Annotated in this window: 21 protein-coding genes; 10 read left to right on the forward strand and 11 right to left on the reverse strand. The window is 63.1% G+C overall.

Annotated elements, in window-relative coordinates; all coding sequences use genetic code 11:
• Positions 1–22 precede the first annotated feature (22 nt).
• Both argH and C5F53_RS03635 read left to right on the forward strand, forming a co-directional pair.
• Positions 23–1456: an argininosuccinate lyase gene (gene argH, locus C5F53_RS03630; protein WP_105259939.1), complete on the forward strand. Its 1434-nt coding sequence runs from the start codon at positions 23–25 to the stop codon at positions 1454–1456.
• Between the two features lie 7 nt (positions 1457–1463).
• On the forward strand, positions 1464–2477 hold the full coding sequence (locus tag C5F53_RS03635; protein WP_105259940.1) for a hypothetical protein: 1014 nt from the start codon (positions 1464–1466) through the stop codon (positions 2475–2477).
• 81 nt (positions 2478–2558) lie between these two features.
• On the opposite strand, the gene C5F53_RS03640 is transcribed toward C5F53_RS03635, so the two are convergent.
• Complete coding sequence (locus C5F53_RS03640) at positions 2559–3617, reverse strand: low specificity L-threonine aldolase (protein ID WP_105259941.1); 1059 nt, start codon at positions 3615–3617, stop codon at positions 2559–2561.
• An 82-nt stretch (positions 3618–3699) separates the two neighbouring features.
• Between C5F53_RS03640 and C5F53_RS03645 the strand changes: the two genes are divergently transcribed.
• Positions 3700–4296: a helix-turn-helix domain-containing protein gene (locus C5F53_RS03645; protein WP_105259942.1), complete on the forward strand. Its 597-nt coding sequence runs from the start codon at positions 3700–3702 to the stop codon at positions 4294–4296.
• A 112-nt stretch (positions 4297–4408) separates the two neighbouring features.
• Here the strand turns inward: C5F53_RS03645 and C5F53_RS03650 are convergent, their stop codons facing one another.
• From C5F53_RS03650 to C5F53_RS03665, 4 genes are all read right to left on the reverse strand, one after another.
• Positions 4409–5341, reverse strand: coding sequence for a hypothetical protein (locus C5F53_RS03650; protein WP_105260391.1), 933 nt, complete (start codon positions 5339–5341; stop codon positions 4409–4411).
• Between the two features lie 8 nt (positions 5342–5349).
• Positions 5350–6501 carry an SPFH domain-containing protein gene (locus C5F53_RS03655; protein WP_161499880.1) on the reverse strand — a complete coding sequence of 384 codons (1152 nt, stop codon included), beginning with the start codon at positions 6499–6501 and terminating at the stop codon, positions 5350–5352.
• 244 nt (positions 6502–6745) lie between these two features.
• On the reverse strand, positions 6746–9652 hold the full coding sequence (locus C5F53_RS03660) for an EAL domain-containing protein (protein WP_146097285.1): 2907 nt from the start codon (positions 9650–9652) through the stop codon (positions 6746–6748).
• A gap of 276 nt (positions 9653–9928) precedes the next feature.
• Complete coding sequence (locus C5F53_RS03665; RefSeq protein WP_105259945.1) at positions 9929–10819, reverse strand: LysR family transcriptional regulator; 891 nt, start codon at positions 10817–10819, stop codon at positions 9929–9931.
• 129 nt (positions 10820–10948) lie between these two features.
• On the opposite strand from C5F53_RS03665, the gene C5F53_RS03670 reads away from it, so the two are divergent.
• Genes C5F53_RS03670 through C5F53_RS03680 form a run of 3 tightly spaced genes read left to right on the forward strand, consistent with a single transcriptional unit; the run spans position 10949 to position 12772 of the window.
• Positions 10949–11815 carry an MBL fold metallo-hydrolase gene (locus tag C5F53_RS03670; RefSeq protein ID WP_105259946.1) on the forward strand — a complete coding sequence of 289 codons (867 nt, stop codon included), beginning with the start codon at positions 10949–10951 and terminating at the stop codon, positions 11813–11815.
• Between the two features lie 53 nt (positions 11816–11868).
• Complete coding sequence (locus C5F53_RS03675) at positions 11869–12117, forward strand: hypothetical protein (protein ID WP_105259947.1); 249 nt, start codon at positions 11869–11871, stop codon at positions 12115–12117.
• A gap of 19 nt (positions 12118–12136) precedes the next feature.
• A complete protein-coding gene (locus C5F53_RS03680; RefSeq protein ID WP_105260392.1) occupies positions 12137–12772 on the forward strand; it encodes a DsbA family protein in 636 nt (211 codons plus the stop codon).
• A gap of 19 nt (positions 12773–12791) precedes the next feature.
• Here the strand turns inward: C5F53_RS03680 and C5F53_RS03685 are convergent, their stop codons facing one another.
• The 3 genes from C5F53_RS03685 to C5F53_RS03695 form a co-directional block, all read right to left on the reverse strand.
• Positions 12792–13445, reverse strand: coding sequence for a DNA-3-methyladenine glycosylase I (locus C5F53_RS03685; protein WP_105259948.1), 654 nt, complete (start codon positions 13443–13445; stop codon positions 12792–12794).
• A gap of 96 nt (positions 13446–13541) precedes the next feature.
• On the reverse strand, positions 13542–14084 hold the full coding sequence (locus C5F53_RS03690; RefSeq protein ID WP_105259949.1) for a DUF3455 domain-containing protein: 543 nt from the start codon (positions 14082–14084) through the stop codon (positions 13542–13544).
• 4 nt (positions 14085–14088) lie between these two features.
• Positions 14089–14487, reverse strand: coding sequence for a cytochrome c family protein (locus C5F53_RS03695; RefSeq protein WP_105259950.1), 399 nt, complete (start codon positions 14485–14487; stop codon positions 14089–14091).
• 435 nt (positions 14488–14922) lie between these two features.
• On the opposite strand from C5F53_RS03695, the gene C5F53_RS03700 reads away from it, so the two are divergent.
• The 3 genes from C5F53_RS03700 to C5F53_RS03710 all read left to right on the forward strand — a co-directional run bounded on the left by C5F53_RS03700 (position 14923) and on the right by C5F53_RS03710 (position 16966).
• Positions 14923–15516, forward strand: a complete 594-nt coding sequence (locus C5F53_RS03700) for a sigma-70 family RNA polymerase sigma factor (protein ID WP_105260393.1) — start codon at positions 14923–14925, stop codon at positions 15514–15516.
• Between the two features lie 10 nt (positions 15517–15526).
• Positions 15527–16321: an anti-sigma factor domain-containing protein gene (locus C5F53_RS03705; RefSeq protein ID WP_105259951.1), complete on the forward strand. Its 795-nt coding sequence runs from the start codon at positions 15527–15529 to the stop codon at positions 16319–16321.
• 270 nt (positions 16322–16591) lie between these two features.
• Positions 16592–16966 carry a hypothetical protein gene (locus tag C5F53_RS03710; RefSeq protein WP_105259952.1) on the forward strand — a complete coding sequence of 125 codons (375 nt, stop codon included), beginning with the start codon at positions 16592–16594 and terminating at the stop codon, positions 16964–16966.
• A 19-nt stretch (positions 16967–16985) separates the two neighbouring features.
• Here C5F53_RS03710 and C5F53_RS03715 read toward each other — a convergent pair whose 3' ends face one another.
• Genes C5F53_RS03715 through C5F53_RS03725 form a run of 3 tightly spaced genes read right to left on the reverse strand, consistent with a single transcriptional unit; the run spans position 16986 to position 19056 of the window.
• Positions 16986–17645 (reverse strand): plastocyanin, encoded by a 660-nt coding sequence (locus C5F53_RS03715; RefSeq protein WP_236635195.1) that lies wholly within the window; start codon positions 17643–17645, stop codon positions 16986–16988.
• A gap of 10 nt (positions 17646–17655) precedes the next feature.
• The gene (locus C5F53_RS03720; protein WP_105259954.1) at positions 17656–18102 is read right to left on the reverse strand and encodes a group 1 truncated hemoglobin; all 447 of its coding nucleotides are present in this window, start codon (positions 18100–18102) and stop codon (positions 17656–17658) included.
• A gap of 24 nt (positions 18103–18126) precedes the next feature.
• Positions 18127–19056 (reverse strand): DUF3034 family protein, encoded by a 930-nt coding sequence (locus C5F53_RS03725; protein ID WP_105259955.1) that lies wholly within the window; start codon positions 19054–19056, stop codon positions 18127–18129.
• A 145-nt stretch (positions 19057–19201) separates the two neighbouring features.
• Here C5F53_RS03725 and C5F53_RS03730 point away from each other — a divergent pair, with 145 nt between their 5' ends.
• Positions 19202–25204 carry an alpha-2-macroglobulin gene (locus tag C5F53_RS03730; protein ID WP_236635196.1) on the forward strand — a complete coding sequence of 2001 codons (6003 nt, stop codon included), beginning with the start codon at positions 19202–19204 and terminating at the stop codon, positions 25202–25204.
• Positions 25205–25226: the final 22 nt, after the last annotated feature.

Raw genomic sequence — 25226 nt, forward strand, 5'->3', positions numbered from 1 at the left:
TCCATTCTGCAAAGCGTCTCCCATGTCCCAAAACCAATTCGATAAAAAGTCCCAGGCGTGGTCCGCGCTGTTTTCTGAGCCCATGAGTGATCTGGTCAAACGCTACACCTCCAGCGTGTTCTTTGACAAGCGCCTTTGGCAGGCCGACATTACCGGCAGTCTGGCGCATGCCGACATGCTGGCCGCGCAGGGCATCATTGCCGCCGAAGACCACGCCGCCATCCAGAAAGGCATGGCCCAGATCTGGGGCGAGATCGAATCTGGCGCCTTTGAATGGAAGCTGGACCTGGAAGACGTGCACCTGAACATCGAAGCCCGCCTGACCCAGCTGGTGGGCGACGCCGGCAAGCGCCTGCACACCGGCCGCAGCCGCAACGACCAGGTCGCCACCGACGTGCGCCTGTGGCTGCGCAGCGAGATTGATCTGATCGGCGAACTGCTGGTGGACCTGCAAAAGTCGCTGGTGGATGTGGCCGAGGCGAATGCCGAGGTCATCCTGCCTGGCTTCACGCACCTGCAGGTAGCCCAGCCTGTGAGTTTTGGCCACCACATGCTGGCCTATGTGGAAATGTTCAGCCGCGATGCCGAGCGCTTTGCCGAGGTGCGCCGCCGCACCAACCGTCTGCCGCTGGGCAGCGCCGCATTGGCCGGCACCAGCTACCCACTGGACCGCGAGCGCGTGGCCAAGACCCTGGCCATGGACGGTGTGTGCCAGAACAGCCTGGACGCCGTGAGCGACCGTGACTTTGCGATCGAGTTCACCAGCGCCGCCAGCCTGACCATGATTCACATCAGCCGCATGAGCGAAGAACTCATCATCTGGATGAGCCAGAACTTCGGCTTCATCAAGATTGCCGACCGCTTCACCACGGGATCAAGCATCATGCCGCAGAAGAAAAACCCTGATGTGCCCGAGTTGGCACGCGGCAAGACCGGCCGCGTGGTCGGCCACCTCATGGGCCTGATCACCCTGATGAAGGGCCAGCCCCTGGCCTACAACAAGGACAACCAGGAAGACAAAGAGCCGCTGTTCGACACCGTGGACACCTTGAAAGACACGCTGCGCATCTTCTCCGAAATGATTGGCGGCCAGGTGAACGCAGCCACGGGTAAAAAAGAAGGTGGCATCAGCGTGAACGCCGAAGCCATGGAGCGCGCCGCACTCAAGGGCTACGCCACCGCCACCGACCTGGCCGACTATTTGGTGAAGAAGGGCCTGCCCTTCCGCGATGCGCATGAGACGGTAGCCCACGCGGTGAAGGCGGCGCAGTCGCATGCCTGCGACCTGTCCGAACTGCCACTGGCCGTGCTGCAGGGCTTCCATGCCAGCATCGAAAAAGATGTGTACGAGTGCCTGAGCCTGCGTGGCTCGCTCAACGCGCGCAACATTCTGGGTGGCACTGCGCCAGCCCAGGTGCGGGCACAGATTGCTCGGCACCGCGCCCGCCTGGTCTGAGGCGCCCATGCTGCGCCGCCATCTGGGACTTCTGGCCCTGTGCCTGGCCGGCAGCAGCTGGATGGGCTTGGCCCAAGCCGCCGAGCCAGCGCTGCAGTTTTTGAACCGCAGCGAAGCCGCCACCCTGATGGCAGGCCCCGGCGCACAGACCTACTTCGACGCCATGCAAGGCCCCGAGCTGGTGGCCAAAACCCGGCTGGACCTGCTGAACCTGCCGCTAGCGACCGCGCGTGAACAAGCCCGCGCCCACTACGCCAGCGAGGTGCAAGAGTTTTCTGCCGACGAGCAGGCCATGTTGCGCTGGGCCGTGGGCACGCTCTGGCCCACGCTGACCGAGAAAGCCCCACTCTACGCCCGCACGCCCTGGAAATTTGCCAAAGTCAGCGACAAGGTGGAAGGCGGCTTGCCGCATACACGCGGTGACACCATCGTGTTCAGTGCCGGCCTCATGCAAAACCTGCTGGCGCCCTACCGCGCGGGCGATCGGTCTGGGCTGCTGGGCTTTTTGGGCTACCTGCTGGTGCACGAGCAAACCCATGTGCTGCAACGCAGCCAGTCCGCGCTTTTTGACACCCTGGCCACGCAGGTGCTGGGCTTTACGCGCATTGCCGCACCGCAAACACCAGCGCTGTTGGCGCGCGGTGTGGTCAACCCTGATGCGCCGCTGAGCGAGTGGATCTTCCCGCTGCCCGATGCGCCGGGCCAGGCGGTACTGCCCTACCTGCAACTCAGCAACCTCAAAACCCCCAGCATGCCGCGCGACTTCCAGATGGTGGCCGTGATGTACCGCCAAGAACAGGGCGAGTGGCGCCTGCAAGAGCGCGAGGGCCAACCCGTAACCCAGCCCCTGCTGGGCGTGGCAGCGTATGTGAACGCCTTCCCCGATCGCAGCGGGCTCTACCACCCCTACGAGATGGCAGCCGATCTGCTGAGCTACTGGCTCGGTGGCCGCGCCGACGCCAGTGCCCGCCACACGGTGCGCCTGGCCCTGCAAGCCTGGGCCGCCAAGGCGCTTCAATAGCTTTTTACAAGCAAAACAGGCCTCTAACCCACGTGGGATATGCGCGAGCAGCTATTAAATCAGTAGCATCCGCCGCACCACTCAACCCGCCAGCGCCCGCTCCAGGTCATGCGCCAAATGGTCCACCGCCTCTTCGGTGGTGGCCCAAGAGCACATGAAGCGCGCACCGCCGCCGATGAAGGTGTAGAAGGTCCAGCCCAGGGCCTTGAGGCGAACGATCGCCGGTTCGGGCAGGTTCACAAACACGCCATTCACCTCGGTGGGCAGCAACAGTTCGGCGCCGGCGATACCGGCCACCTTGTCAGACAGACGCTGCGCCATGGCGTTGGCGTGCGCCGCGTGGCGCAGCCAGGTGCCGTCGGTCAGCATGGCCAGCCAGGGGGCCGACAGGTAGCGCATCTTGGAGGCCAGTTGCCCGGCCTGCTTGCAGCGGTAAGAAAACTCCTCGCCCAGCTTGCGGTCAAAAAACACGATGGCCTCGCCAATCGGCAGGCCCATCTTGGTACCGCCAAAACACAACACGTCCACGCCCGCACGCCAGGTGATGTCGGCCGGCGCCACCTTGAGCGCGGCCACCGCGTTGGCAAAACGCGCGCCGTCCATGTGCACCTTCAGGCCATGCTCCTGCGCGATGCGGCTGATGCCACTGATTTCGCCTTTTTGGTAGACCGTGCCCATTTCCGTGGACTGGGTCAGCGTGACCACCTTGGGCCGTGGGTAGTGCACATCGGTGCGGCGGGTGATGACCTCCAGCACACCGGCCGAGGTGAGCTTACCGTGGCGGTGGGGGGCCGACAACAGCTTGGAGCCGTTGGAGAAGAATTCGGGCGCGCCGCACTCGTCCGTTTCCACGTGGGCCGTGTCACTGCAAATGACGGCCTGGTAAGACTGGCAGAGCGAAGCCAGCGCAATCGAGTTGGCCGCCGTGCCGTTGAAGACGAAGAAGACTTCGGCATCCGCCTCAAACACCTCGCGCAACCGGTCACACGCCAGGCGCGTGGCGTCGTCATTGCCATAAGACGCGGCAAAACCCGTGTTGGCCGCGGCAAAGGCCTGCATAGCCTCGGGGCAGATGCCGGAGGTGTTGTCGCTGGCGAATTGCAGGTAGTAGCCGGGGTGCAGGGGGGTGGCGGTAGTCATGGTGGCGTGGGCGGTGTAAGATTGGATTAACGGATATTTCCGGTATATCGAACAAAAATCCATTTTAACGACCAAAACCACCATGGCGCAAGTCCCCTCCTCCAGTCCCCTCATCGACGGCCCACCGGCCGTCGGCTCCAAGCTGCAGGAGATCCGCAAGGCGCAACAACTCTCGCTGGACGAACTGTCCAAGCGCGCGGGGGTGTCCAAATCCATGTTGTCCGAGGTGGAGCGCAACCAGGCCAACCCCACGGTAGGCGTGTTGTGGCGCCTGGCTACCGCACTGGGTATCAACCTGACCGACCTGCTGGCCGGTGGCGTGGCCGACAAGGCCGCCCCCACGGTGGAACTGGTGGCCGCGCACAGCATCCCGGTCACCACCAGCCCGGACGGCAAGTGCACTCTGCGCATCCTTGGGCCCATTGCGCTGGCCGGCAAGGTGGAGTGGTACGAGCTGGCGGTGGAGGCCGGTGGTGTGCTGGCGTCCGAACCGCACGAGGCGGGGGCGCGTGAACATTTGTCAGTACTGAGCGGCACGCTTACCGTGCAAGCGGCCGACAGTAGCAAGGTGCTGAAAGCGGGCGACAGCGCGCGCTACGCGGTGGACGTGCAACACGCCATCCGCAATACCGGCAAGGGTCTGGCCAAGGCACTGCTGGTGGTTGAATACCTGCACTGAACATGAGCATCCAGTAGACATCAAACGCCCGTGGAATATGCGCAAAAAGCTACTCAATTGATAGCTCTGCAAGCTGCCTGAAATTACGCCGCCACAGCGGTGTACCCAGAAGTTAAGAGGCCGCCACCTGCGGAATCACCAGCTCCAGACGCTCATCGGCCACGGAAATAGTGACCTTTTGAGGTCCCAGGAACTCCATGGAGTCCTGTTCTATACCGTCGGCAAACAGCGTTCCTCCTTCCCCCATTTCCGAAATCACCTCCAAGCGCTCACTTTTGTCCACAGACCCGAAATCCAGACTGATGCCGGTACTGACAGAAGGAAATGGTTCGCGCACAAACCAAGCCAGTTGGTCATCGGAGGGCGCGGGCAGCGAATGGTCCATGTTCCGCTGCATGGTGATGGAGCGTGCCCATCCGGTCGCTCCCGTACCCGTGGCACAAATAAGCCCAGAAGAACTTTGCCGCTCTCGCCGGTCACCTGCCAGTAATACATACCGTGCGGACTGGTGGCTGCGGTGTCCCATAAAAATCTCATTCAAAGCCAAAAGACGCAGGCCATCGTCACGACGCGCCTCCGCCATGGTGCGAGACTGGATTTCGAACGCGCGCGCAGAACCGCCGGGATTGCCTGCAGCCCAGGCGATTGCCTGGCGGGTCTGCTCCACACGCAACCGACACAGCACACCGTCATAGGTTTCCGGGTCAGGATTCACCCCTAAAACTCGCTGACCTTGCAAGTATTTGGCGACATTAGCCACCAAACCATCCTGACCGACCACCACCACCACGTCATCGGGAGCAAACAAGAATTGCGGCAAGTCTGAGCGCTCAATGTGCGAACGTCGTTGGTCGGGAGGTAATTTCCCCGTCACCTCTGCCAGAGCGTGCATCTGTTTTTGGTGCGCATCCTCCAATAGCCCCACCGTCTGCCCGCGTTGGCGCAGGACAAACTCTACTTGCCCTCGCGTGCCATAGCGCTCCACCATGGATTCCAGCATAGTCGGGCGCGTGACCAGCACAACGCGCGGCAGACTGGTAGACACACCCAAACTCAAGCAGCGTCCGTTTCTTTAACCCCACCAGCCGGTCTGGGCAAGGCACCCACCGCCTTGCTCTTGAGCAATTTGCCAAGCCAGTCGCCCACCAGGTCTGGCGTCAAATGCACGTCGCCAATTTTGGTAATTTTTTCGCTCAGGGATTTAAAGCCCAGCGCAGCCACGACTTCGGGACTGACATCCTTCCAAGCCGCTAGCCCACGGATCTCGGCCTCTGTTTCTGCATCCAGCATCGCCCTGCGAGACGCGGCATTGGCGTGCCCAACCAACTGGGTACTGGTCGCTTCAGCATCTGCCATGGCTTTGCGAGCAGCCGCTTCGGCTTCCGTCTTAAGTTTTAGATCGTTGACACCACTTTCGGTTACCAATTTCTGGCGTGTCAGTTCTGCATCCAGACGGGCGCGCTCCGCTGCAGAGGCACTTTCCACTTCTCGCAGAGTATTGCTACCTTGCTGGCGAATCAGTTCATCCTGACGACGGGCCAATTCAATTTCCGTCGACAGCTCATTCTGTTTGATTGCGCGCTCCTTTTCTACAGCCAAAGCGCGGCGTTCAAAGACTGCCTCGTCTGCTTTTTGTTGAATCGCTTCCCGTGTTGGTGTTTCCAGCGCTTTGCGCACCTCGGGAGTTGCTGTCACTTGGTCAACCTGCACACTGACCAACCTCAAGCCCATGGCCGCCAGCTCAGCATCCTCACCCAGTGAGTCCCCCAACGCGTGCCCCAATGCAACGGGGCCAGTCCGAATGGCATCTGCCACTGGAACAGTTGCCAAGTACGAGCGGACCGCTGGCCGCGCCCGCTGGTTCCAGAGCCGGGATGCCTTTTCAAGAGGGTCCTCCACCCATTGTCCCGTCGCTAGCGACAGGCTGAAGTTGATGCGGCTGGCCGCGAGGCGCGGATCTTGAAACCGGTACACCACCGTGCACTGAACAGACACCTCCTGAAAGTCGGCGCTGCGCTCCGCCAGAATGAAAGTGGCACTGCAGTCTTCCACTGGCACCTGCGCCACAGATGCAGACAGCGGCCGAAACCAATATGCGGCACCCTGCCCCTCACGGGTAATCTGACCCGCCGAATAGTGCAGGATGTACTGGTTGGGCTCGCCACGCAGATGGGCAAACACTGGGTACCGGGTAATTTGAGCCAACGGAATACTCCCTTAGAAATGTGTTGAATGCTTAAGCAGTTGATAAATGCTTTTTTGTACCAATACCATTCTGCCGGATACCGGGCAGCGGCCCGACGTGGGACAGGGAAAATCGATATCCATCTGAATCACAGCTAACTCACCAGTTGCCACACGGCTTGCGGCGTCAGCCACCTGCGGAAAATACTGCGAAAATGGCCTCTAGCCCCCGCAAAATATGCGCGAGCAGCTATTAAAACAGTAGCTAACCGGCCTGCGCCGCCGCTTCGTGGGCTCTGACTGTCCACTCCACCGGGGGCTTCCACGTGGCGCACCAGGCCAGCACCTGGTCGGCCGGCATGGGGCGCGCAATCTCATAGCCCTGCCCTAGGTGACAGCCCAGTTCAATCAGGCGCTGGCCGTGGGCCACACTCTCCACGCCCTCGGCAATCACCTCACGGTGGAAGGCCGCGGCCAGGCCTATCACGCCGTTGACGATGGACAGGTCGTTCTGGTCGTCCAGCATGTCACGCACAAAACTGCGGTCGATCTTGAGCACTTCCACCGGCAAATGGCGCAGGTAGGTGAGCGAGGAGTAACCGGTGCCAAAGTCGTCAATCGCAAAACGCACACCCAGGCGGTGGCAATCTTGCAAGGTGGTGGTAATTGAGTTCAGGTCGCTCAGCGCGCTGGTCTCCAGCACCTCCAGCTCCACATGGCTGGCGTCCACCTCAGGGTGTTTGGCCAAAAGCCCGGCCAGGTGTTGGGCAAAGTCCGGGTGCTGCAGTTGCCGCGCCGCAATGTTGATGCTCACCGGCAGCGTCCGGCCTTGCGCGTTCCACACGCCCATTTGCCGCAACGCGTCATTCACCACCCAGGCACCCAGGGCTTCGCTCAGCGGGTGTTTTTCGATGGAAGGCAGAAACGCATCGGGCGACAGCAGCCCTTTTTGGGGATGCTGCCAGCGGATCAGCGCCTCCACCCCGACGATGGCGCCGGTACGCATATTCACCTTGGGCTGGTAGTGCAACACAAACTCGCGCTGGGCAATGCCCAGTGCAATCAGCTCCTGCAGCAGGCTGCGGCTCTTCACCTCGGCGTCCTGGGCGGAGTCAAACATGTGAAAGCGGTTTTTGCCGCCTTGTTTGGCCTCGTACATGGCCTGGTCGGCGTGGCGCATCAGCTGCTCGGCCTCGGCGTTGTCCTGCGGGTACATGGTGACGCCGATGCTGGCGGTCACCTTCAGATCGCGCCCCTCAATATGCACCGGCTCCGAGCAGGCCAGCAACACACGTGTGACCATCTGGATGCAATCCTGGATGTTTTCCACATTGGTCAGCACTGCCACAAACTCATCGCCGCCCATGCGGGCCAGGGTGTCCACATCGCGCAGCGCAGCCTGCATGCGCTGCGACACGGCCACCAGCAAGGCGTCGCCCGCCTCGTGACCAAACTGGTCGTTCACCGCCTTGAAGCCGTCCAGGTCCAGGTAGAGCACGGCCAGGCTCCGGCCATGGCGCTGGCACATGGTCATGGCCTGGTGCAGGCGGTCTGACAGCAGCAGGCGGTTGGGCAAATCGGTCAGCGCATCAAAGTGGGCGCCGTGCTCCAGCTCTTCCTGTTGCAGCTTGAGCACGGTCACATCGGAGAACAGCGCCACGTAATTGCGCACCTTGCCCGAGCTGCCCCGCACCTTGCTCACCGTGAGCCAAGCCGAGTAGGCCTCGCCATCTTTGCGGCGGCTCCACATCTCGCCCTTCCACTCGCCCTGCCGCAGCAGCGCGCGGCGCAAGTTCTGGAACACCTCCGGCCCCTGCCGGCTGGAGCGGAACATACCGGGGTCGTTGCCCAAAACATCTTCGCGGCTGTAGCCCGTGATGCGGGTGAACGCCTCATTCACTTCCACAATCAGGCCGGCCCGGTCGGTGATCATGATGCCCTCACCCGTGTTGTTGAACACGCTGGCGGTGAGCCGCAATTGCCGGGTGGCCATCTTCTGGGCGGTGATGTCGCGGGCAATTTTGGAGGCCCCAATCAGGTGACCAAAGCTGTTGCGAATCGGCGAGATGGTGACGGAGACATTGATCTCGCGCCCGTCTTTGCAAACACGCACCGTCTCGAAGTGCTCTACCCCTTCGCCGCGCCGAATTTTCTCCAGAATGACGGCCTCTTCCCCCAACCGCTCCGCAGGCAACAACCGCAGAATGGGCTGGCCAATCATCTCGGCGGCCGCGTAGCCAAACATGCGTTCGGCTCCCGGGTTCCAACTGGTAATGACACCGTCCAGCGACTTGCCGACGATGGCCTCGTCGGTGGAATGGATGATGGCCTCAGAACGGCGCGAGAGCGTCAGGGCGCGCATCAGCGCGGAGCTCATGGCCAGGCTGACGATGGACAGCAATACGGCCAAGGCGGCGAAGATGGTGGTGTGCCGCCGCCAGGGTGCCAGCAGGTCCTCTTTGCTGGCGCTGACGTACACCACCAGCGGGTAGTCGTCGACCCGCGAAAACGTCACCAGCCGGGGCCGGTTGTCAAACAGGCTGACCGCCGATTCATACACCCCCTTGGCCATCACGCTCATGTAATTGCCCCAGGCCTGGCCTTTGGCAATCGACTGGCCAATCGTCTTGGGGTCCATGGGGCTACGAAACAACACCGTGCCATCAGTGCGCACCATGCCAATCGTGCCCGCCGGTTTGATGCGCTCGGCGTCAAACACACTGTCAATACGCTCCAGCTCAATGATCACCAGCACCAGCGCAACATCACCACCAGCGCGCTCCACCGGGGCCGAGATGGGGATCACCCACTTTTTGTTGACGCGCCCCAAAAGGGGCTGCCCGATGAACAGGCCACGGGTTTTCGGATCGCGCTGGGCCAGAAAATAATCGCGGTCCGCCACGTTGACGTTTTGCCCCTGCCCCTGGTCAGGCACAAAACGGACTTCCCCCGTTTTCGTGACCAAGCGCACATCGAGCAATCCGTTCGAGGCTTTGCGCAGCTTGTTGACCTGGGCAATGAAATCGGGGCTTTTGGAGGGGTCCTGGTTGGGGTGGTCGGCCATCCAGTGGCTGGTGACGATGAGCAGCGACTCCGCCTGCTTGAACAGGCTGTGGGTCTGCGCCTGCACAGCGGCGGTGAGCTGCTGCAGAACCCGGGTGTTGGAGCTCATGGTGTTGGTGTACTCCCACCAGGACCAGAACCCGACAAAACCCCAAATGCAAATCAGCAGCCCGCCCAGAAGCCCAATGACCTCACGGTGGTTGTGTGCGCCCAAACGCTGAATCAATCGTTGCCAGATCGGTTTCACAAGGCTTTTCCCGCAGGGGGTTGAGAGGCCAATTGGTCCGTTTGGCAGTGTGTGCTGCCGTCACGTCCATTCTGCGGGGGTGTCCCCCCACATGCCTATCCCCCAAACGGGTGAATTTGCGCCCCTTTACCAAACTTGTTACCAGGGCACGGTGGCAAAACGTGCCACCAAAAAGTCCAGCAAGGCCCGCACCGCAGGCGACAAATGCTTGCGCGAGGGATAGAGCGCATAGATCGCCATGTCGGGCAACGCCCAGTCCGGCAGCACCACCTGCAGGCGGCCATCGGCCAGGTGCGGGCTGGCCAGGTAGGTGGGTTGCAGGGCCACACCACCACCGGCCAGGGCCGCACACATGAGCGCCGTGGCTTCATTGGCGCTGAAGTGGCTGCCCACGCGCACCTCTGCATGCTCGTCGCCCCGCTGCAGCTTCCACACACTTTTGCCAAAGTTGGCATAAGTCAGGCAGCGGTGCGTGGCCAGGTCGGCCGGCAGCTGCGGCGTGCCGTGCTGCGCCAGATACGCGGGCGACGCCACCAACACCGAGGTGCAGGGCGCCAGCATGCGGCCGATGAGCGCCGGGTCCGGCTCCGCGCTGATGCGGATGGCGAGGTCAATACGCGCCTCCACCAGGTTGAGCGCGCCTTCGCTGGCGTTGAGGTCGATCTTGAGCTGCGGGTGCTGCGCCAAAAATTCTGCCACCGCCGCCGCCAGCTGGGCGTAGGCAAACGACATGCTGCAGGTGATGCGCAGCTGGCCGCGCAGCGCACTGCCGTGGTGGCTGGTTTCTTCTTCCACGTTTTCCACCAGCGCCAGCATCTGCTGGCTGCGGCGCAGGCAGCTTTCGCCTGCATCGGTCAGCGTCACGCTGCGTGTGGTGCGCTGCAGAAGGCGCGCGCCCAGCCACTGCTCCAGCGCGCCCACATAACGCGTCACCATGGCGCGGGACATGTCCAGCTTGTCGGCCGTGGCGCTAAAGCTGCCGCTCTGGGCCACGTCCACAAACACCTGCATGGCGGTCAGTCGGTCCATGATTTGCGCACTTTATGAAACAGTAATGCGCAAATTATCGGGTTTATCTGCGCGATTATTGAAACTAAAGTTCACTCCAACGCTGACGGGATGTTCTCACAGCGTCCCATCCACCTTCAGGAGCTCTCCATGATCCGCACCACCGTTATTGCCGCCTCTCTGGCCATCGCTTTTACCTCTGCCCACGCCCAGCAGCCGCTCACCGTCAAGATTTACAACGCCGACGGCAACAGCTTCAACGTCAACTCCACCCTGGTCTATGGCCAGAAAGACGCCATCGTCATCGACGCCGGCTTCACCCGCGCCGACGCGCTGCGCATTGCCGCCAACGTGCTGGACAGCGGCAAGCAGCTCACCACCATCTACGTGAGCCAGGCCGATCCGGACTACTACTTTGGCGTGGAAGCGCTGAAAGAAATCTTCCCCCAGGCCGATGTGGTGAGCACACCCGCCGTGTTGGCGAAGCTGTCGCCCAAGCTGGCTGGCAAGGTCGCGTTCTGGGGCCCCAAGATGGGCGCCAATGCACCGCGCAAACCCGTGGTGCCACGCGCACTGGAAGGCACCACGCTGACGCTGGAAGGCCAGACCATCGAGATCCGCGGCACGCAGGGTCTGCTGGCCCACCGCCCCTATGCCTGGATTCCGTCCATCAAGACTATCGTGGGCAACATCGGCGTGTTCGGCAACATGCATGTCTGGACCGCCGACACGCAGACCGCCGCCGAGCGCGCCGCCTGGGTGGCCCAGCTGGACGAGATGGCCGCGCTGAAGCCCACGCTGGTAATCCCCGGCCACATGAAGGCCGGCACCCAGGTGGACGCCAGTGCCATCAGCTTCACCAAGGACTACCTGCAGACCTTTGAGAAGAACCTGGCCGTGAATAAAACCAGCGCCACGCTGATCCCGGCGATGAAACAGGCCTACCCGGCCTTGACGGACGGTGCCCTGTCGCTGGACATTGGCGCCAAGGTCAACACTGGCGAGATGAAGTGGTAAACCCCGTCACCAGCCCGTAACGCAGGCACACTGCTTGCACCCAGGAGCCCACCATGACCATTCTTCACCAAGTGTTGCAAGACCTGCGCGCCGGGCGCTGGAACGCTGCGCACGACCTGGTGCAAAAAGATGGCTCCATGTTGGGCGCCTGGTTGCACGGCATCTTGCACCTGCAGGAAGGCGATCTGGAAGACGCAGAGAACTGGTACGACCGCGCCAACCGCCACTTCCGCAGCCGTGGCACGCTGGAAGAAGAACTGGCGCTGTTTGAAACAGCACTTGCACAACACCCCACACCCTGACCCCGAAAAGCACACATCCATGTCAACCCAAGTCACCTATTTGTTCGACCCCCTGTGCGGCTGGTGTTACGGCGCCGCCCCTGCCATCCAGCAGCTGGCGCAAGACGCATCGGTCTCGCTGGCGCTGGCGCCCACCGGCATGTTTTCTGGCGGCGGGCGCACCATGGATGCGGCGTTTGCCGACTACGCCTGGTCCAACGACCAGCGCATTGCCAAGCTCACCGGCCAGCGATTCACCGAGGCCTACCGCGCCAACGTGCTGGGCAAGCTGGGCAGCCGCTTTGACTCCACCACCAGCACGCTGGCGCTCTGCGCCGTGGCGCTGACGGAGCCGGCCCGCGAGCTGGAAGCGCTGAAGGTGCTGCAAGAGGCGCGTTATGTGCAGGGCCTGGACACGGCCGATGCGGAGGTGGTGGCGCAGCTGCTGCGCACGCAGGGCCTGGCCGCGGCGGCCGAACGCCTGCTGAACCCCGATGCCGACTTGCACGAAGCCCACGCTGCACGCGTATCAGCTGCGCAGCGTCTGATGCGCCAGCACCGCGCGCAAGGCGTGCCGGCACTGGTGGTGCACAGCGCCGCGGGCGACCGGCTGCTGCAGGGCAATGCCTTGTACGGCAGTGTGGAGAATTTGCGGGCGGCACTGGCCCAGGCTTAGGGCCACACCGCCTGCCGCGTCATGCGCGCGTCGGCACCTTGAAAACTTGGCGCGCCTGCAGCGCACGTTCGCGCGCGTGGCAGCCTTCCAGGTGGTCATTCACCAGGCCCATGGCCTGCATGAAGGCGTACATGGTGGTGGGCCCGACAAAACTCCAACCGCGTTTGCGCAGGTCTTTGGACAGGGCAATGGATTCGGCTGAGGTGGTGATACCGCTCAGGGTCTGGCGCGTGATCTGGCTGGGGCGCGTGGTGGCCTCGGGCTCGAAGCGCCAGAAATAGGCGGCCAGCGAGCCGAACTCCTTACGCAGCTCCATCGCCTTCTGCGCGTTGTTGATGGTGGAGACAATCTTGCCGCGGTGGCGCACGATACCGGCGTCCAGCACCAGGCGCTTCACGTCGGCGTCGTCAAAGGTGGCCACCTTGTCCATGTCAAAACCGGCAAACGCCGCGCGAAAACCCTCGCGTTTGTTCAGGATGGTGAGCCAGCTCAGGCCTGCCTGAAACCCTTCCAGGCAAATCTTTTCGAACAGGCGCGTGTCGCTGGCCACCGGGTAGCCCCACTCGTGGTCGTGGTAGTGCTGGTAGTGCGGCGTGGCACGGCACCACACGCAGCGGGTGACCTGGGTGTCGTCGGCAAACAGGCCGGTAGGCGCAGTGGTGTCGTCAAGCATGGAAGGGCTCCCTGTTCAAAATGCAAATACTGTTTTTAAGAACAGTATATTGCAGCTTGGACGCAGCACCTTCCGTGCCTGACCACGGCGCAGCGCTTACATGGCTTTGTAAAGGATGTAGTCCGCCTGGTACTGCACCACTTGCTGGGCACCTTCGTTGGCCTGGGCGCACGCGGCCTTGGGGGCAATGCCACCCACGGTGGCCACGCGCTGGATGTAGCTCACGCCTTGCATGGCGCCCATGCCCGTGGCGGGGTTGGCTTTCACCAGTTGCAGCGGAATGTTGGCGTCGCCATTGGGGGCCACGGCCACTTGGGTTGCGGTCACTTTGGAGCCGTCGGTGCTCTCCCAGGTGGCGGGCGGGCCGTAGTACTTGCCCACTGTCTTGCCGCTGCGGTCCTTCAGGCCGGCGGCTGGCCCCACAAACACCCATTCAAACTGGCCGGCCATGTCCTTCTTGGCGCGGCACTGGTAGGTAATGTCGCCTGCGGCGGCTGTTTCCATGGCCACGGTGTGGCCTGTGGGCACCTTCACGGCGGCGGGCAGGCTGTCTTGGTTAAACGGTGCGCGCATGGGCTGGTTAGCACAAGCGGCCAGACCAGCAACGAGCAAGAGGGACAAAGCGGTACGTGTTTTCATGGTTCTACTTTCTGGGGGTGGAGGAAATGGGGGAAATGGGAGGTGCGGGCGATACGGAAGCGAGGTAGGCCACCATGTCGTCGCGGTCTTGGGGCATGTCCAGGCGGTAGTTCATGTCTTGCCCGGGCACTACGGTTTCGGGGTTGGTCAGCCAGGCCTTGAGTTGGGGCACATCCCACACATGGGTGGCCGCGGCCATGGCCTCGGAATAAAAATAGCCATTGGCCTTGCCCGCCGCGCGGCCCAGCACACCACGCAAAGCGGGCCCCGCGCGGTTGGCGTCCAGGCTGTGACAGGCTGTGCAGCGGCTCTCAAACAGCGCTTGCCCGCGCGCCACCGACTGGGCCTGGGCTGCAATGCCAAGACCCAACAAGCCCAGCAGCAAACCCACAGGCCATCGCATGCGGCCGCTCACGCACCAAAAGACAAAGCGCCCACAGGCCACATGCCCGTACGGCCCATGCAAGCACTGCGTGAAGCCTGGGCAGAAACCGCAGACGGGGGGTGAGTCAGGGGCGCCATGGTGTTGTCCTTTGCATCGGTAAGGGCGGAAACGAGGGAGACCGTAGGGAACGAAAAAAAACGTCCCACGTTGCCAATACGCAGTCCGCGCCCCACTGGATTCAGATTGCCCCCGCGCCACAGTCGGGCATTCCCTGGCTGAATCCGGCGGCGCCCGCATTGCGTACCCAGTACAAGCCCTGTTGGCTTGCAACCCTGGTAATTCAGCATGTTTTTGCCCTCTAGCCCCCGTGCAAACAGCGCGAGCAGCTCCTCTTTTCATAGCAAGCTACGCAGCTTTGTGCGCAAGCCGCAGCGCCCCACTGCGGTACCACGCATGCAAGACAATGGCAGCATGACCACCGACAACCACGACGCCCTGCTCATCGTCCTGTTGGACCGCATTGCCCACCAGGACGAGGCTGCGCTGAAAGCCCTGTACGACCAATGCGCCAGCAAACTCTATGGCCTGGCCCTGCGTGTGGTGCCCCAGCGCGAACTGGCCGAAGACGTGTTGCAGGAAGCGTTTTTGACCATATGGCGCTCTGCCGCCGACTACCGCGCCAGCTTGAGCCCCCCCATGGCCTGGCTGGGCCTGATCGTGCGCAGCCGTGGCCTGGACATGCTGCGCCGCCGCGCTGCCGAGCGCAGCCACCTCACCGACGAGCTGGACGAGGTATTGGCCGACACCCTGCCTGGCGACGGCCCCACCCCCATGGACACGGCGCAAGCCAGCGAACAGGCCTGGGCCCTGCACCAGTGCCTGGGCAAGCTGGAGAACAAACAACGCGAGGTGGTGAGCCTGGCCTATGTGCGCGACCTGAGCCACAGCGAGCTAGCCCAGCAACTCAGCCTGCCGCTGGGCACGGTCAAAACCTGGATCCGCCGCGGGCTGGACCAACTGCGCCTGTGCATGGCGCGTTTTGCCTAAGGAGCCCGGCATGAACCTGATGCAACACCCCGAACTGCTGGACCGCCTGGCCAGCAACTACGCGCTGGGCACCCTGCGCGGTGGCGCCCGCCGCCGCTTTGAAGCCATGGCCCGCGAGCAAGCCCCCGTGCGCGCCGCCGCCCTCATCTGGCAAAGCCGCCTGGCCAGCCTCAACGAACTGCAACCGCAAGCCCAACCCAGCGGCGCGGTGTGGACGCGCATTGACAACCTGGTGCAGGGCGAGAAGCAAAGCGCTGCCCAGCAAGCCGTGCGCGCGCAAGCCGCTACTGTGTCTGCAGCCCCCCCCGGCTTGGGTGGCTGGCTGCGCAGCCTGACCGTGTGGCGCACCGCCACCGCGGCCGGTGCCTTTGCCACCATCGCCGCCGTATCGGTGGGCATTGGCATGCGCGAGGAACTGGGTGGCGAGATTGCGCGTCTGCAAACCCAGTTGCAAAGCGCCCCGCAAATCGAATACGTGGCCGTGCTGGCCGACGACAAGTCGGCCGCGTCCATGCTCGTCACCTTCGACCCCAAGGCCAAAAAGCTCACCCTGCAACGCGTGGGCGCCTACCAGGAAGCCGGCGACCGCTCCCTGCAACTCTGGGCCCTGCCCCCCTCCGGCGGCCCCAAGTCACTCGGCGTGCTGGGCAGCGACAAGCTGCTGCGCCTGACCGCCGGTGAGAGCGATGTGCGCGAAGTACCCACCCTGGCCATCAGTCTGGAGCCCAAAGGCGGCGTGCCCAGCGAGACTGGGCCGACCGGGCCGGTGCTGTTCAAGGGCGCGCTGATTCAGAAGATGTTGTGAAGGGCCACCGGGGTGCAACGTTCCGGCTGGATTTATAAGAATTAGGCCTCTAGCGCCCGTGAATATTGCGCGAGCAGCTACTGAATTGATAGCGCTTTTTGCTCTTAGCTTCTGTCGGGCTGTGTGGGCGCGCAGAGCCGGGGCTATGGGCCCCCGCCTCATACTGTCAAACGCCCAGAAATCGGCGAGAGCCCATAGCCCCAACTCTGCGAGTGCGGTTGATGGATGCCAACAAAGACAATGGGACAAAAACTTGCAAAGCCAAACAGCATGAAAAACCTGCTCTGGATTGACTGTATCGCCGGTGCCCTCGCCGGTGTCGCCATGTTGTTACTGCTGGACTGGCTGGCCGCGCTGTACGGCATGCCCACAGACCTCTTGGTATTCATTGGCGTCGCCAACGTGCTCTACGCGAGCTACTCGTTGTCACTAGCCATCCGCCGCACGCGCACACCAATCCTGCTCAACGCCTTGATCGTCGCCAACGGTGTGTGGGCGTTGGTGTGCGTGGGGCTGGCTGTGCACTGGGCAGGTACGGCCACACTTTTTGGCATGGCACATCTGCTCGCAGAGGCGCTGTTTGTCGGCAGGTTGGCTAGCCTGGAGTGGAAGTGGCGCGGGTTGCTTTTGGCACCCGGCCCCTAAGCGCCACGCCCACGCAAGATCAGCTGCGCCGCCGTGGCGCCACGTCCAGCTGAAACGTCACCTTCGCGGGTGCGCCCGACACATTCACCAGCAGCGGCGTTTTCTCCACCAGCTGCGCGGCGTGCCAGACCTTGATGCTGGCGGCGCCCTCCGGCACATCCTCCAGCACGGCCACGCCCTCACTGTTGGTCTTCACCGTCCAAGGCGAATCGGCCACGTAGATGGCGCCGCCCATGCGGCTGTGGATGAAGCAGCCCAGCAGGGCTGCGCCCATGGCGCCGGGTTTGTCCATGGTGAATACGGCGGCGCTGGCGGGTTTGCCCTCGGCCTTGCCTTCCAGCAGGGCGGATTGCCCGTCTGACGCGCCCACCGCAGCGCCAGCCGTGCCCACACGCACATGGTGGTTCCACGGGTCGCTATTGATGAAACGCACGCGGGCACCCACGGCCACCACGGTGACAGCGGGCACAAACTGCTGCTTCTCCTGGTTCACCACCGCGCTGTTGGGCAGCGGTGTTTTGGGCTGGCCTTTGCCGCTGGGGGTGACGATCACCACCGCATCGGGCGTGGGTTTGCCATCGCGGTCCAGCACTAGCACCTCCAGGGTACCGGCTGCAGCCCCGCTGGCGGCCAGGGCCCAGGCCGCGCAGGTGGCGGCCATGCTCACAGTTAAACGCATGGTGTGGTGCTCACTTGGCGGTGATGACATCGCGGTGCATGGGCGCCAGGCGAGCCAGCAGCTGGTTTTGGGTGGCAAACGGGATGTTGCGCGCGTCCATGGCCACCTGCAGCACCTCTACCAGCGCGTTGAACTGGGCCTTGTTGATTTCCATGCCCGCGTGGGCGGACTTCATGTCGGCGCCCTGGTATTTGCAGGGGCCGCCGCTCACCACGCAAAACTGGTCCACCAGCTGCTCTTGCAGGTAAGACGACTTGGTGTCTTTGAACTGCACACCAATACGCGGGTCGGCCTTGAGGCCGGCCACAAACACTTCCATCAGTGCCTGCAGGCCAAGCTTGGCGCCCAAGGCTTGGTAGAGCGTGTCGTTTTGCGCAGGGGTGGCGCTTTGTGCCATGGCGGGGGCTGTGCTCAAGCCCAGGGTGGCGATAGCGAGTGCGATGAGGAGGTGTTTCATGTCAGTTCCTTGCTGTGTTTCAAATCAAAACGCCACTTGGGCCGAGAGGTAGTAGCCGGACTGGCTGCGGTTGGCGGTGACGCCGGGCAACACGCGGCCCAGATCCACATAGGCCAGGGTGATGGAGGTGTTTTTGTTGGGCGCCCAGGCTACAAAGAGGTCTTTCCAGGCGTCTTCCTGCAGGCCTTCGCCCAGGCCGGCGGACTGGCCCAGCGCGCGCAGGTTGTTGGGTTTGGCGCGGTACTCGGCGCCAATGGCCAGGTTTTTGCGCAATAGGTAGGCCACCGACACCTCGGGCACCCAGCTGCCTTCATTCGTGCCCGGCGCTTTGCTGCCGAAGCCGACCAGGCCGTTCTGGTTGGCATTGGTGTAGCGCAGCGTGCCGTTCAGCAGCAGGCTTTGGCCCAAAAACAGCTTGGTGGCGCTCACATAAAAGTCGGTGCCCATGGTCTTGGCACCCAAAAAGTCCAGCACCGGCTTGATGGAGCCCGCATCCACCGACTTTTGTTCCACGCCCACGGCGATCTGCGGCATCCAGCTGTCGCTGTCCAGCACAGCGTCGCCGGCTACCTTCACCTTCACGCCCAGCACGTCCATCTTCACGCGCTGGCCGTTTTGCACCGCAAAGCCCAGGCCGTTCAGCGCCGTGGCGGGTGAGGCGTCAAAGTCTTGCCGCGCCAGCGAGATTTCCAGCCGGTCGTTAAAGGCAAAGGCCACACCCATGGTGTTGAGGCTGTAGTCCTGCGTGGCGGCGCGGCTCACGTGGGCAGACACGCCCATCTCGCCCTCGGTGGCGTTGGTGCCAATCACGGCCCAGGGCGTCAAGCCCCCGCCGGCGGCGCCGTCGATGGAGCTGACGCCCCCGGTGAGCAGGAGTTTGCCGGTGTCGGCACAGGCCAGGCCGCTGCACAGGCTGGCGGCACTGACGAGCAATGCGGTGCGAAGGTGGTTCATGGGGCATCCAATCGATCAGGGGTTGAAGGTGGGCACGCAGGCAAACGCGTTGCGGCTTGTTACAGGTACGCAGCCCAAGACCGACTGGATTCAATTGGTTTCAATTTTTTTCGGCTACCCTCCAAGCTGCTTTTCGGGAGCCCGCGTGAAAACATCAAAAATCATCATCGCCTGCGGCCTGGCCGCGTCCTCTTGGGCCGCGCTGGCCCTGCAAATTACCAGCCTGTCCCCCCAGGGTGAAGTCGCCCAGGTGCGCCAGCTGGTGGCCAAATTTGACGAAAGTGCCGTCAACTTTGGCGACCCCAAGGCGGAAGCCCCGCTGACGCTGAGCTGCAGCGACGCCCAGGTCACCCAGGGCACCGGTCGCTGGGTGAACGACCGGGTGTGGGCGTTTGATTTCGAGAACGACCTCCCACCCGGCATCAGCTGCACGGCGCAGGCCAAAGCAGGCTTCAAATCGCCCAAAGGCGCAGAGCTGACGGGCGCAAGCAGCTACAAATTTAATAGCGGCGGCCCGTTTGTGCAGAGCATTCGCCCCTATTCGGGCAACCGCATTGACGAGGAACAGTTCTTCACCCTGCGCCTGAACGGTGCGGCCACGCTGGAGAGCGTGCAGGCCAATGTGTGGTGCGCGGTAGAAGGCCTGGGCGAGCGCGTGGCGGTGCGCCTGATCAGCGGCAAAGAGCGCGAGGGCCTGCTGCAGGCCCAAGGCATGGAACACGAGGCCAAGGCCAACCCGCTGTCCATCGTCACGCTGGCCTGCAACCGCAAGCTGTCGTCGTCGGCCAAGGTGCAGATTGTGTTTGGCAAGGGCGTGGCCACACCCGCGCGCGGTGGCGCTGCGGGCGTGCCCAACAGTGTGGAGAAGCGTTTTAACTTCCAGGTGCGCGAGCCTTTTGCCGCCACCTTTAGCTGCGAACGCGAAAACGCGCAAAGCGCCTGCCTGCCGATTCGGCCCATGACGCTGAACTTCAACGCGCCGGTGCCGGTGAAGCTGCTGCAAGGCATTCGCCTGGTGGGTGGCAAAAAGAGTTTCAAGCCCAACCTGGGCGAGAACGAAGACGAGGATGGCGTGGTCAACGGCATCAGCTTCGCGGCGCCACTGCCCGAGCAAACCCCGTTCACCATTGAGCTACCCAAGAACTTTAAAGATGCCTCGGGCCGCACGCTGCGCAATGCAGACAGCTTTCCGCTCAAGACGGCCACCGCCGCCATGCCGCCGCTGGCCAAGTTTGCGGCGTCACCCTTTGGCATCGTGGAGCGTTTTGCCGAACCCAATGGCGTGGCGCTGCTGCCGGTGACGCTGCGCAATGTGGAAGTTGCGCTGAACGTGAAGGGGTTGAACACCGAACAGGCCAAAACCGCCGCGCCCAAAGTACCGGCCGGCAAGGTCAGCACCTTCCAGCCCGGCACGGACGCCGACATCATTGCCTGGTGGCGCAAGCTGCAGCGGTATGACAGCTACACCGTGTCGCGCAAGCAGGCCGCAGCCGATGTGCAGGGCACCCTGCCCAAGGTCGTGAGTGATATGGACACGCACTATGTGCAGACGCGCATGGTGTCGCTCTTGCAGGGCCGCCCCAACGTGAAGACGCTGGACCTGCCCAAGCCCGAAAACAAAGACCCGCGCCCGTTTGAAGTGGTGGGCATTCCGCTCACCCCCGGCTTCCACGTGGTGGAGATTGCCTCGCAAAAGCTGGGCACCAGCCTGCTGGACGAACGCCATGGCGACAGCCGCACGATGTTTGTGCGCACCTCGGCGCTGGTGACCAACCTGGGCGTGCACTTCAAGCTGGGGCGCGAGAACGCGCTGGCCTGGGTCACCTCGCTAGACAAGGGCACGCCGGTGGCGGGTGCCACGGTGCGTGTGTCTGACTGCCGGGGCAAAGAACTGGCCACCGGCGTGACCAATGCGCAAGGTGTGGCCAACTTTGAAGGCCTGTCGCCCCAGCCACCGCGCTGCAGTGGTGAAGAGGGTTACGGCCAAGCCTATTTTGTGAGCGCGCGCGCCGCCCAACCTGCGGGCGACGGCAAAGGCACGGTGCAAGACCTGGCCTTTACCTGGAGCGACTGGAACCGTGGCATCGAACCCTGGCGTTTTAACGTGCCCACCAGCCGCGACGTGGTGCCCGATGAACGCGCCCACACCGTCTTTGACCGCACGCTCTTGCGCGCGGGCGAAACCGTGTCGATGAAACACCTGCTGCGCACCGAAACATCGAAAGGCTTTGGCCTGCCCGCACAGCAGCCCGACACCCTGCTAATCACCCACGTGGGCAGCGGCCAGCAGTACGAGCTGGACCTGACATGGCGCAAGACCGCCACCGGTGGTCTGAGTGCCGAGAACAGCTTCTCTATCCCCCCCGCCGCCAAGCTGGGTGTGTACCAGGTGCAGCTGTCTGGCAGCAGGGAAGAGCAAGACTTCTACACCGGCCAGTTCCGCGTGGAAGTGTTCCGCCTGCCGGTGCTGGAAGGCCGCGTAACACCGGCCGAGAAGAAGGCGCTGGTGAGCGTGGACAAGGTGCCGGTGGATGTGCAGATCAACTATGTGTCGGGCGGCGGTGCGGTGAACCTGCCAGTACGCGTGTCGGCGCTGGTGCGCGCCAAATACCTCAACTTTGCGGATTTCAGCGAGTTCAATTTTTCAGCCCCGCGTGGCAACCAACAGGCCAGCAGTGGTGAGGGCGAGGAAGACGCCAACGCCAGCGCGGACAACCGCGTGATTGCCGACAAGCTGCCGCTGACGCTGGACAAAAACGGCGCAGGCAAACTTACGCTGGAGCAAGTACCCAAGAGCCGCCAGCCGCAAGACCTGCTGCTGGAAGCCACCTACTCCGACCCCAATGGCGAGGTGCAAACCATCCGCAGCACACAAACGCTGTGGCCCGCCAGCGTGGTGGCCGGCATTCGCACCGAGGGCTGGGTGTCCAGTGGGCAAAAGATCAAGTTCCGCGCGCTGGCGCTGGACTTGACGGGCAAGCCGCAGGAAGGCGTGGCGCTGGAGGTGAAAGCCACCGCCCGCATCACCACCACCACACGCAAGCGCATGGTGGGTGGCTTCTACACCTACGACAACAAAACCAGCACCAAAGAAATGGGCAGTGTCTGCAGCGGCAAGAGCGATTCGCGCGGCCTGCTGCTGTGCGAAACCGAACTCAACGAAGCCGGCGAAGTGGAGCTTGTGGTCACGGCCAAAGACGGCAGTGGCAACAGCATCCAGGCCGCCAGCAGCGTGTATGTCACCAAGCAGGGCGAGCTGTGGTTTGGCGGCGAGAACACCGACCGCATTGACCTGCTGCCTGAGAAAAAGAGCTACCAACCCGGCGAGACTGCCAAGTTCCAGGTGCGCATGCCGTTTCGTTTTGCCACCGCGCTGGTGTCGGTGGAACGCGAAGGCATTGTGCACAGCGAGGTGGTGCAGCTCAACGGGCAAGACCCCACCATCAGCCTGAAGATTCAGGAAGGCTGGGGCCCCAATGTGTATGTGAGCGCGCTGGTGCTGCGCGGCCGCCTGCGCGAGGTGCCGTGGTACAGCTTCTTCACCTGGGGCTACAAGGCGCCGCGCGAGTGGTGGACCAGCTTCTGGTACGAGGGGCGCGAGTACGTGGCGCCCACCGCGCTGGTGGATTTGAGCAAGCCCGCCTTCCGTTTGGGTGTGGCCGAGATTCGTGTGGGCACCAAGGCGCATGAGCTGTCGGTGAGCGTGAAGGCCGACAAAGAGAGCTACGCGGTGCGCAGCCAGGCCAAGGTCACCATCACCGTGAAGCTGCCCAATGGCCAGCCCGCCGCCAACGCCGAGGTGGCCCTGGCCGCCGTGGACCAGGCCCTGCTGGAACTGATGCCCAACAGCAGCTGGAACCTGCTGGACGCGATGTTGCAGCGCCGAAGCTGGGGCGTGGAAACGTCTACCGCGCAGATGGAAATCATTGGCCGGCGCCACTATGGCCGCAAGGCCGTGGCCCCCGGTGGTGGTGGTGGCCACAGTGGCGCGCGTGAGCTGCTGGAGACCCTGCTGCTATGGAACCCCAGTGTGAAGCTGGACGCCAATGGCCAAGCTGTGGTCACCGTGCCGCTAAACGATGCACTGACCACCTTCAAGATCGTGGCGGTGGCGGATGCTTTTACCGGCATGTTTGGTACCGGCAGCACCAGCATCCGCGCGACGCAAGATTTGCAAATCATCAGCGGCCTGCCGCCGCTGGTGCGCGAGGACGACCAGTACCGCGCGCAGCTGACCCTGCGCAATACCACCAAACAGGCCATGAAGGTGCTGGTGACACCGCGCGCCACGTTGCTCACCCTGGAGCCGCAAACGGTGGACATCCCCGCTGGTGATGCGCGCGAGGTGGCCTGGAATGTGACGGCGCCTGCACAACTGGCACTGACGCGCAACGAGGCCATCCTGTGGGAGATTGAGGCCAAGGACACGATCAGTGGCGCGCGTGATGCGCTGAAGGCGCGCCAGCGCATCATCCCGGCCGTGCCGCTGACCGTGCAGCAAGCCACGCTGGTGCAGATCGACGGTCCGCTGACCATGGACGTAAATGCCCCAGCGGACGCCCTGCCCGGCCGCGGTGGCCTGAAGATGGCGCTGCAGCCCAAGCTGGCTGAAGGCCTGCCAGGCGTGCGTGACTGGTTTGCGCTTTACCCCTTTGCCTGCCTGGAGCAAAAGACCAGCAAAAGCGTGGGCCTGCGCGACGGCAAGCTGTGGCAAACCGTGGCCACGCAGATCCCGAGCTACCTGGACAGCGACGGGCTGGCCAACTACTTCCCGCCACGCGATGGCGAGGCCAACCGCGGCAGCGATACGTTGACCGCCTACCTGCTGGCAGCTACGCATGAGGCATCGGGCATCAACCCGGCGTTTGCACTGAGCGATGAGATTCGCGCACCCATGGAGCGCGGCCTTATCGCGTTTGTGGAAGGCCGCATTCAGCGCGAGTTCTGGAGCCCGCGCAAAGACTTGGACATGCGCAAGCTGGCCGCGATTGAAGCACTGTCGCGCTACGGCAAGGCGCAGGGCCGTATGGTCAACAGCATCACCATCGCGCCCAACCAGTGGCCCACGCATGCGGTGATTGACTGGCTCAACATCTTGAAGCGTGTGAACGATGTGCCCGAGCGCGACAAGCGCATTGCGGAGGCCAACCAGATCCTGCGCAGCCGCATCAGCTATCAGGGCACCAAGATGATCTTCAGCAGCGAGAAGGACGACTACTGGTGGTGGCTGATGCAAAACGGCGACGTGAACACCGCGCGCCTGATCTTGAGTGTGCTGGACGACCCGGCCTGGAAGGACGACATGGGCCGCCTGGCCAACGGCTTCATCAGCCGCCAGCAAAACGGCGCCTGGCACACCACCACGGCCAACTTGTGGGGCGGCCTGGCACTGGAGAAATTCAGCGCCAAGTTTGAAGCCGTGCCGGTGGCGGGTACCACCAAGGCATCCATGAGCACGGGTGCAGCCAGCGTGGACTGGAACAAAGTGGAACGCATCAAGACCACCGACGCATCGGGCCCTGCGCACCAGACCACTATGTTTGGCGCGCCTGCTTCGCCGGGCAACCTGAAGAACAACACCATGTTCCTGCCCTGGGGCAATACGGCTGCCAAAGACACGCTGAACGTGACCCACCAGGGCGCGGGCAAGCCCTGGCTCACGCTGCAGTCGGTGGCTGCGGTGCAGTTGAAGGCACCCTTCTTTGCGGGCTACCAGATCAAGAAGACAGTGACCCCCGTGGAGCAGGCCAACAAGAGCCTGCCCGCCGGCAGCTACACGCGCGGTGACGTGCTGCGCATCAGCATCGAGGTGAACGCCAGCGCCGACATGACCTGGGTCGCCATCACCGACCCCGTGCCCGGCGGCGCCACCATTCTGGGCAGCGGCCTTGGCCGCGACAGCGAAATCGCCACGCAAGGCGAGAAGAAAGAAGGCTACGGCTGGGCCGCGTTCGAAGAGCGCAGCTTCGAGTCCTTCCGCAGCTATTACGAGTACCTGCCCAAAGGCGTGGTGAAGATGGAATACACCATCCGCCTGAACAACGTCGGCGAGTTCTCGCTGCCGCCCTCACGCGTGGAGGCCATGTATGCGCCGGAGATGTTTGGGGAGGCGCCGAATGCGAGGGTGAAGGTAGTTGGGGTGAAGTGACCGTGGAATCCGGCATCAAAAA

Source organism: Rhodoferax sp. TS-BS-61-7 (assembly GCF_002943465.1).
Taxonomy (GTDB): domain Bacteria; phylum Pseudomonadota; class Gammaproteobacteria; order Burkholderiales; family Burkholderiaceae_C; genus Allorhodoferax.

Excerpts from the sequence above, each read along its gene's own strand:
- argH (WP_105259939.1), top strand. The coding sequence starts at position 23 with ATGTCCCAAAACCAATTCGATAAAAAGTCCCAGGCGTGGTCCGCGCTG.
- C5F53_RS03635 (WP_105259940.1), top strand. The coding sequence starts at position 1,464 with ATGCTGCGCCGCCATCTGGGACTTCTGGCCCTGTGCCTGGCCGGCAGC.
- C5F53_RS03640 (WP_105259941.1), bottom strand. The coding sequence starts at position 3,617 with ATGACTACCGCCACCCCCCTGCACCCCGGCTACTACCTGCAATTCGCC.
- C5F53_RS03645 (WP_105259942.1), top strand. The coding sequence starts at position 3,700 with ATGGCGCAAGTCCCCTCCTCCAGTCCCCTCATCGACGGCCCACCGGCC.
- C5F53_RS03660 (WP_146097285.1), bottom strand. The coding sequence starts at position 9,652 with ATGAGCTCCAACACCCGGGTTCTGCAGCAGCTCACCGCCGCTGTGCAG.
- C5F53_RS03665 (WP_105259945.1), bottom strand. The coding sequence starts at position 10,819 with ATGGACCGACTGACCGCCATGCAGGTGTTTGTGGACGTGGCCCAGAGC.
- C5F53_RS03670 (WP_105259946.1), top strand. The coding sequence starts at position 10,949 with ATGATCCGCACCACCGTTATTGCCGCCTCTCTGGCCATCGCTTTTACC.
- C5F53_RS03675 (WP_105259947.1), top strand. The coding sequence starts at position 11,869 with ATGACCATTCTTCACCAAGTGTTGCAAGACCTGCGCGCCGGGCGCTGG.
- C5F53_RS03680 (WP_105260392.1), top strand. The coding sequence starts at position 12,137 with ATGTCAACCCAAGTCACCTATTTGTTCGACCCCCTGTGCGGCTGGTGT.
- C5F53_RS03685 (WP_105259948.1), bottom strand. The coding sequence starts at position 13,445 with ATGCTTGACGACACCACTGCGCCTACCGGCCTGTTTGCCGACGACACC.
- C5F53_RS03690 (WP_105259949.1), bottom strand. The coding sequence starts at position 14,084 with ATGAAAACACGTACCGCTTTGTCCCTCTTGCTCGTTGCTGGTCTGGCC.
- C5F53_RS03695 (WP_105259950.1), bottom strand. The coding sequence starts at position 14,487 with ATGCGATGGCCTGTGGGTTTGCTGCTGGGCTTGTTGGGTCTTGGCATT.
- C5F53_RS03700 (WP_105260393.1), top strand. The coding sequence starts at position 14,923 with ATGCAAGACAATGGCAGCATGACCACCGACAACCACGACGCCCTGCTC.
- C5F53_RS03705 (WP_105259951.1), top strand. The coding sequence starts at position 15,527 with ATGAACCTGATGCAACACCCCGAACTGCTGGACCGCCTGGCCAGCAAC.
- C5F53_RS03710 (WP_105259952.1), top strand. The coding sequence starts at position 16,592 with ATGAAAAACCTGCTCTGGATTGACTGTATCGCCGGTGCCCTCGCCGGT.
- C5F53_RS03715 (WP_236635195.1), bottom strand. The coding sequence starts at position 17,645 with ATGCGTTTAACTGTGAGCATGGCCGCCACCTGCGCGGCCTGGGCCCTG.
- C5F53_RS03720 (WP_105259954.1), bottom strand. The coding sequence starts at position 18,102 with ATGAAACACCTCCTCATCGCACTCGCTATCGCCACCCTGGGCTTGAGC.
- C5F53_RS03725 (WP_105259955.1), bottom strand. The coding sequence starts at position 19,056 with ATGAACCACCTTCGCACCGCATTGCTCGTCAGTGCCGCCAGCCTGTGC.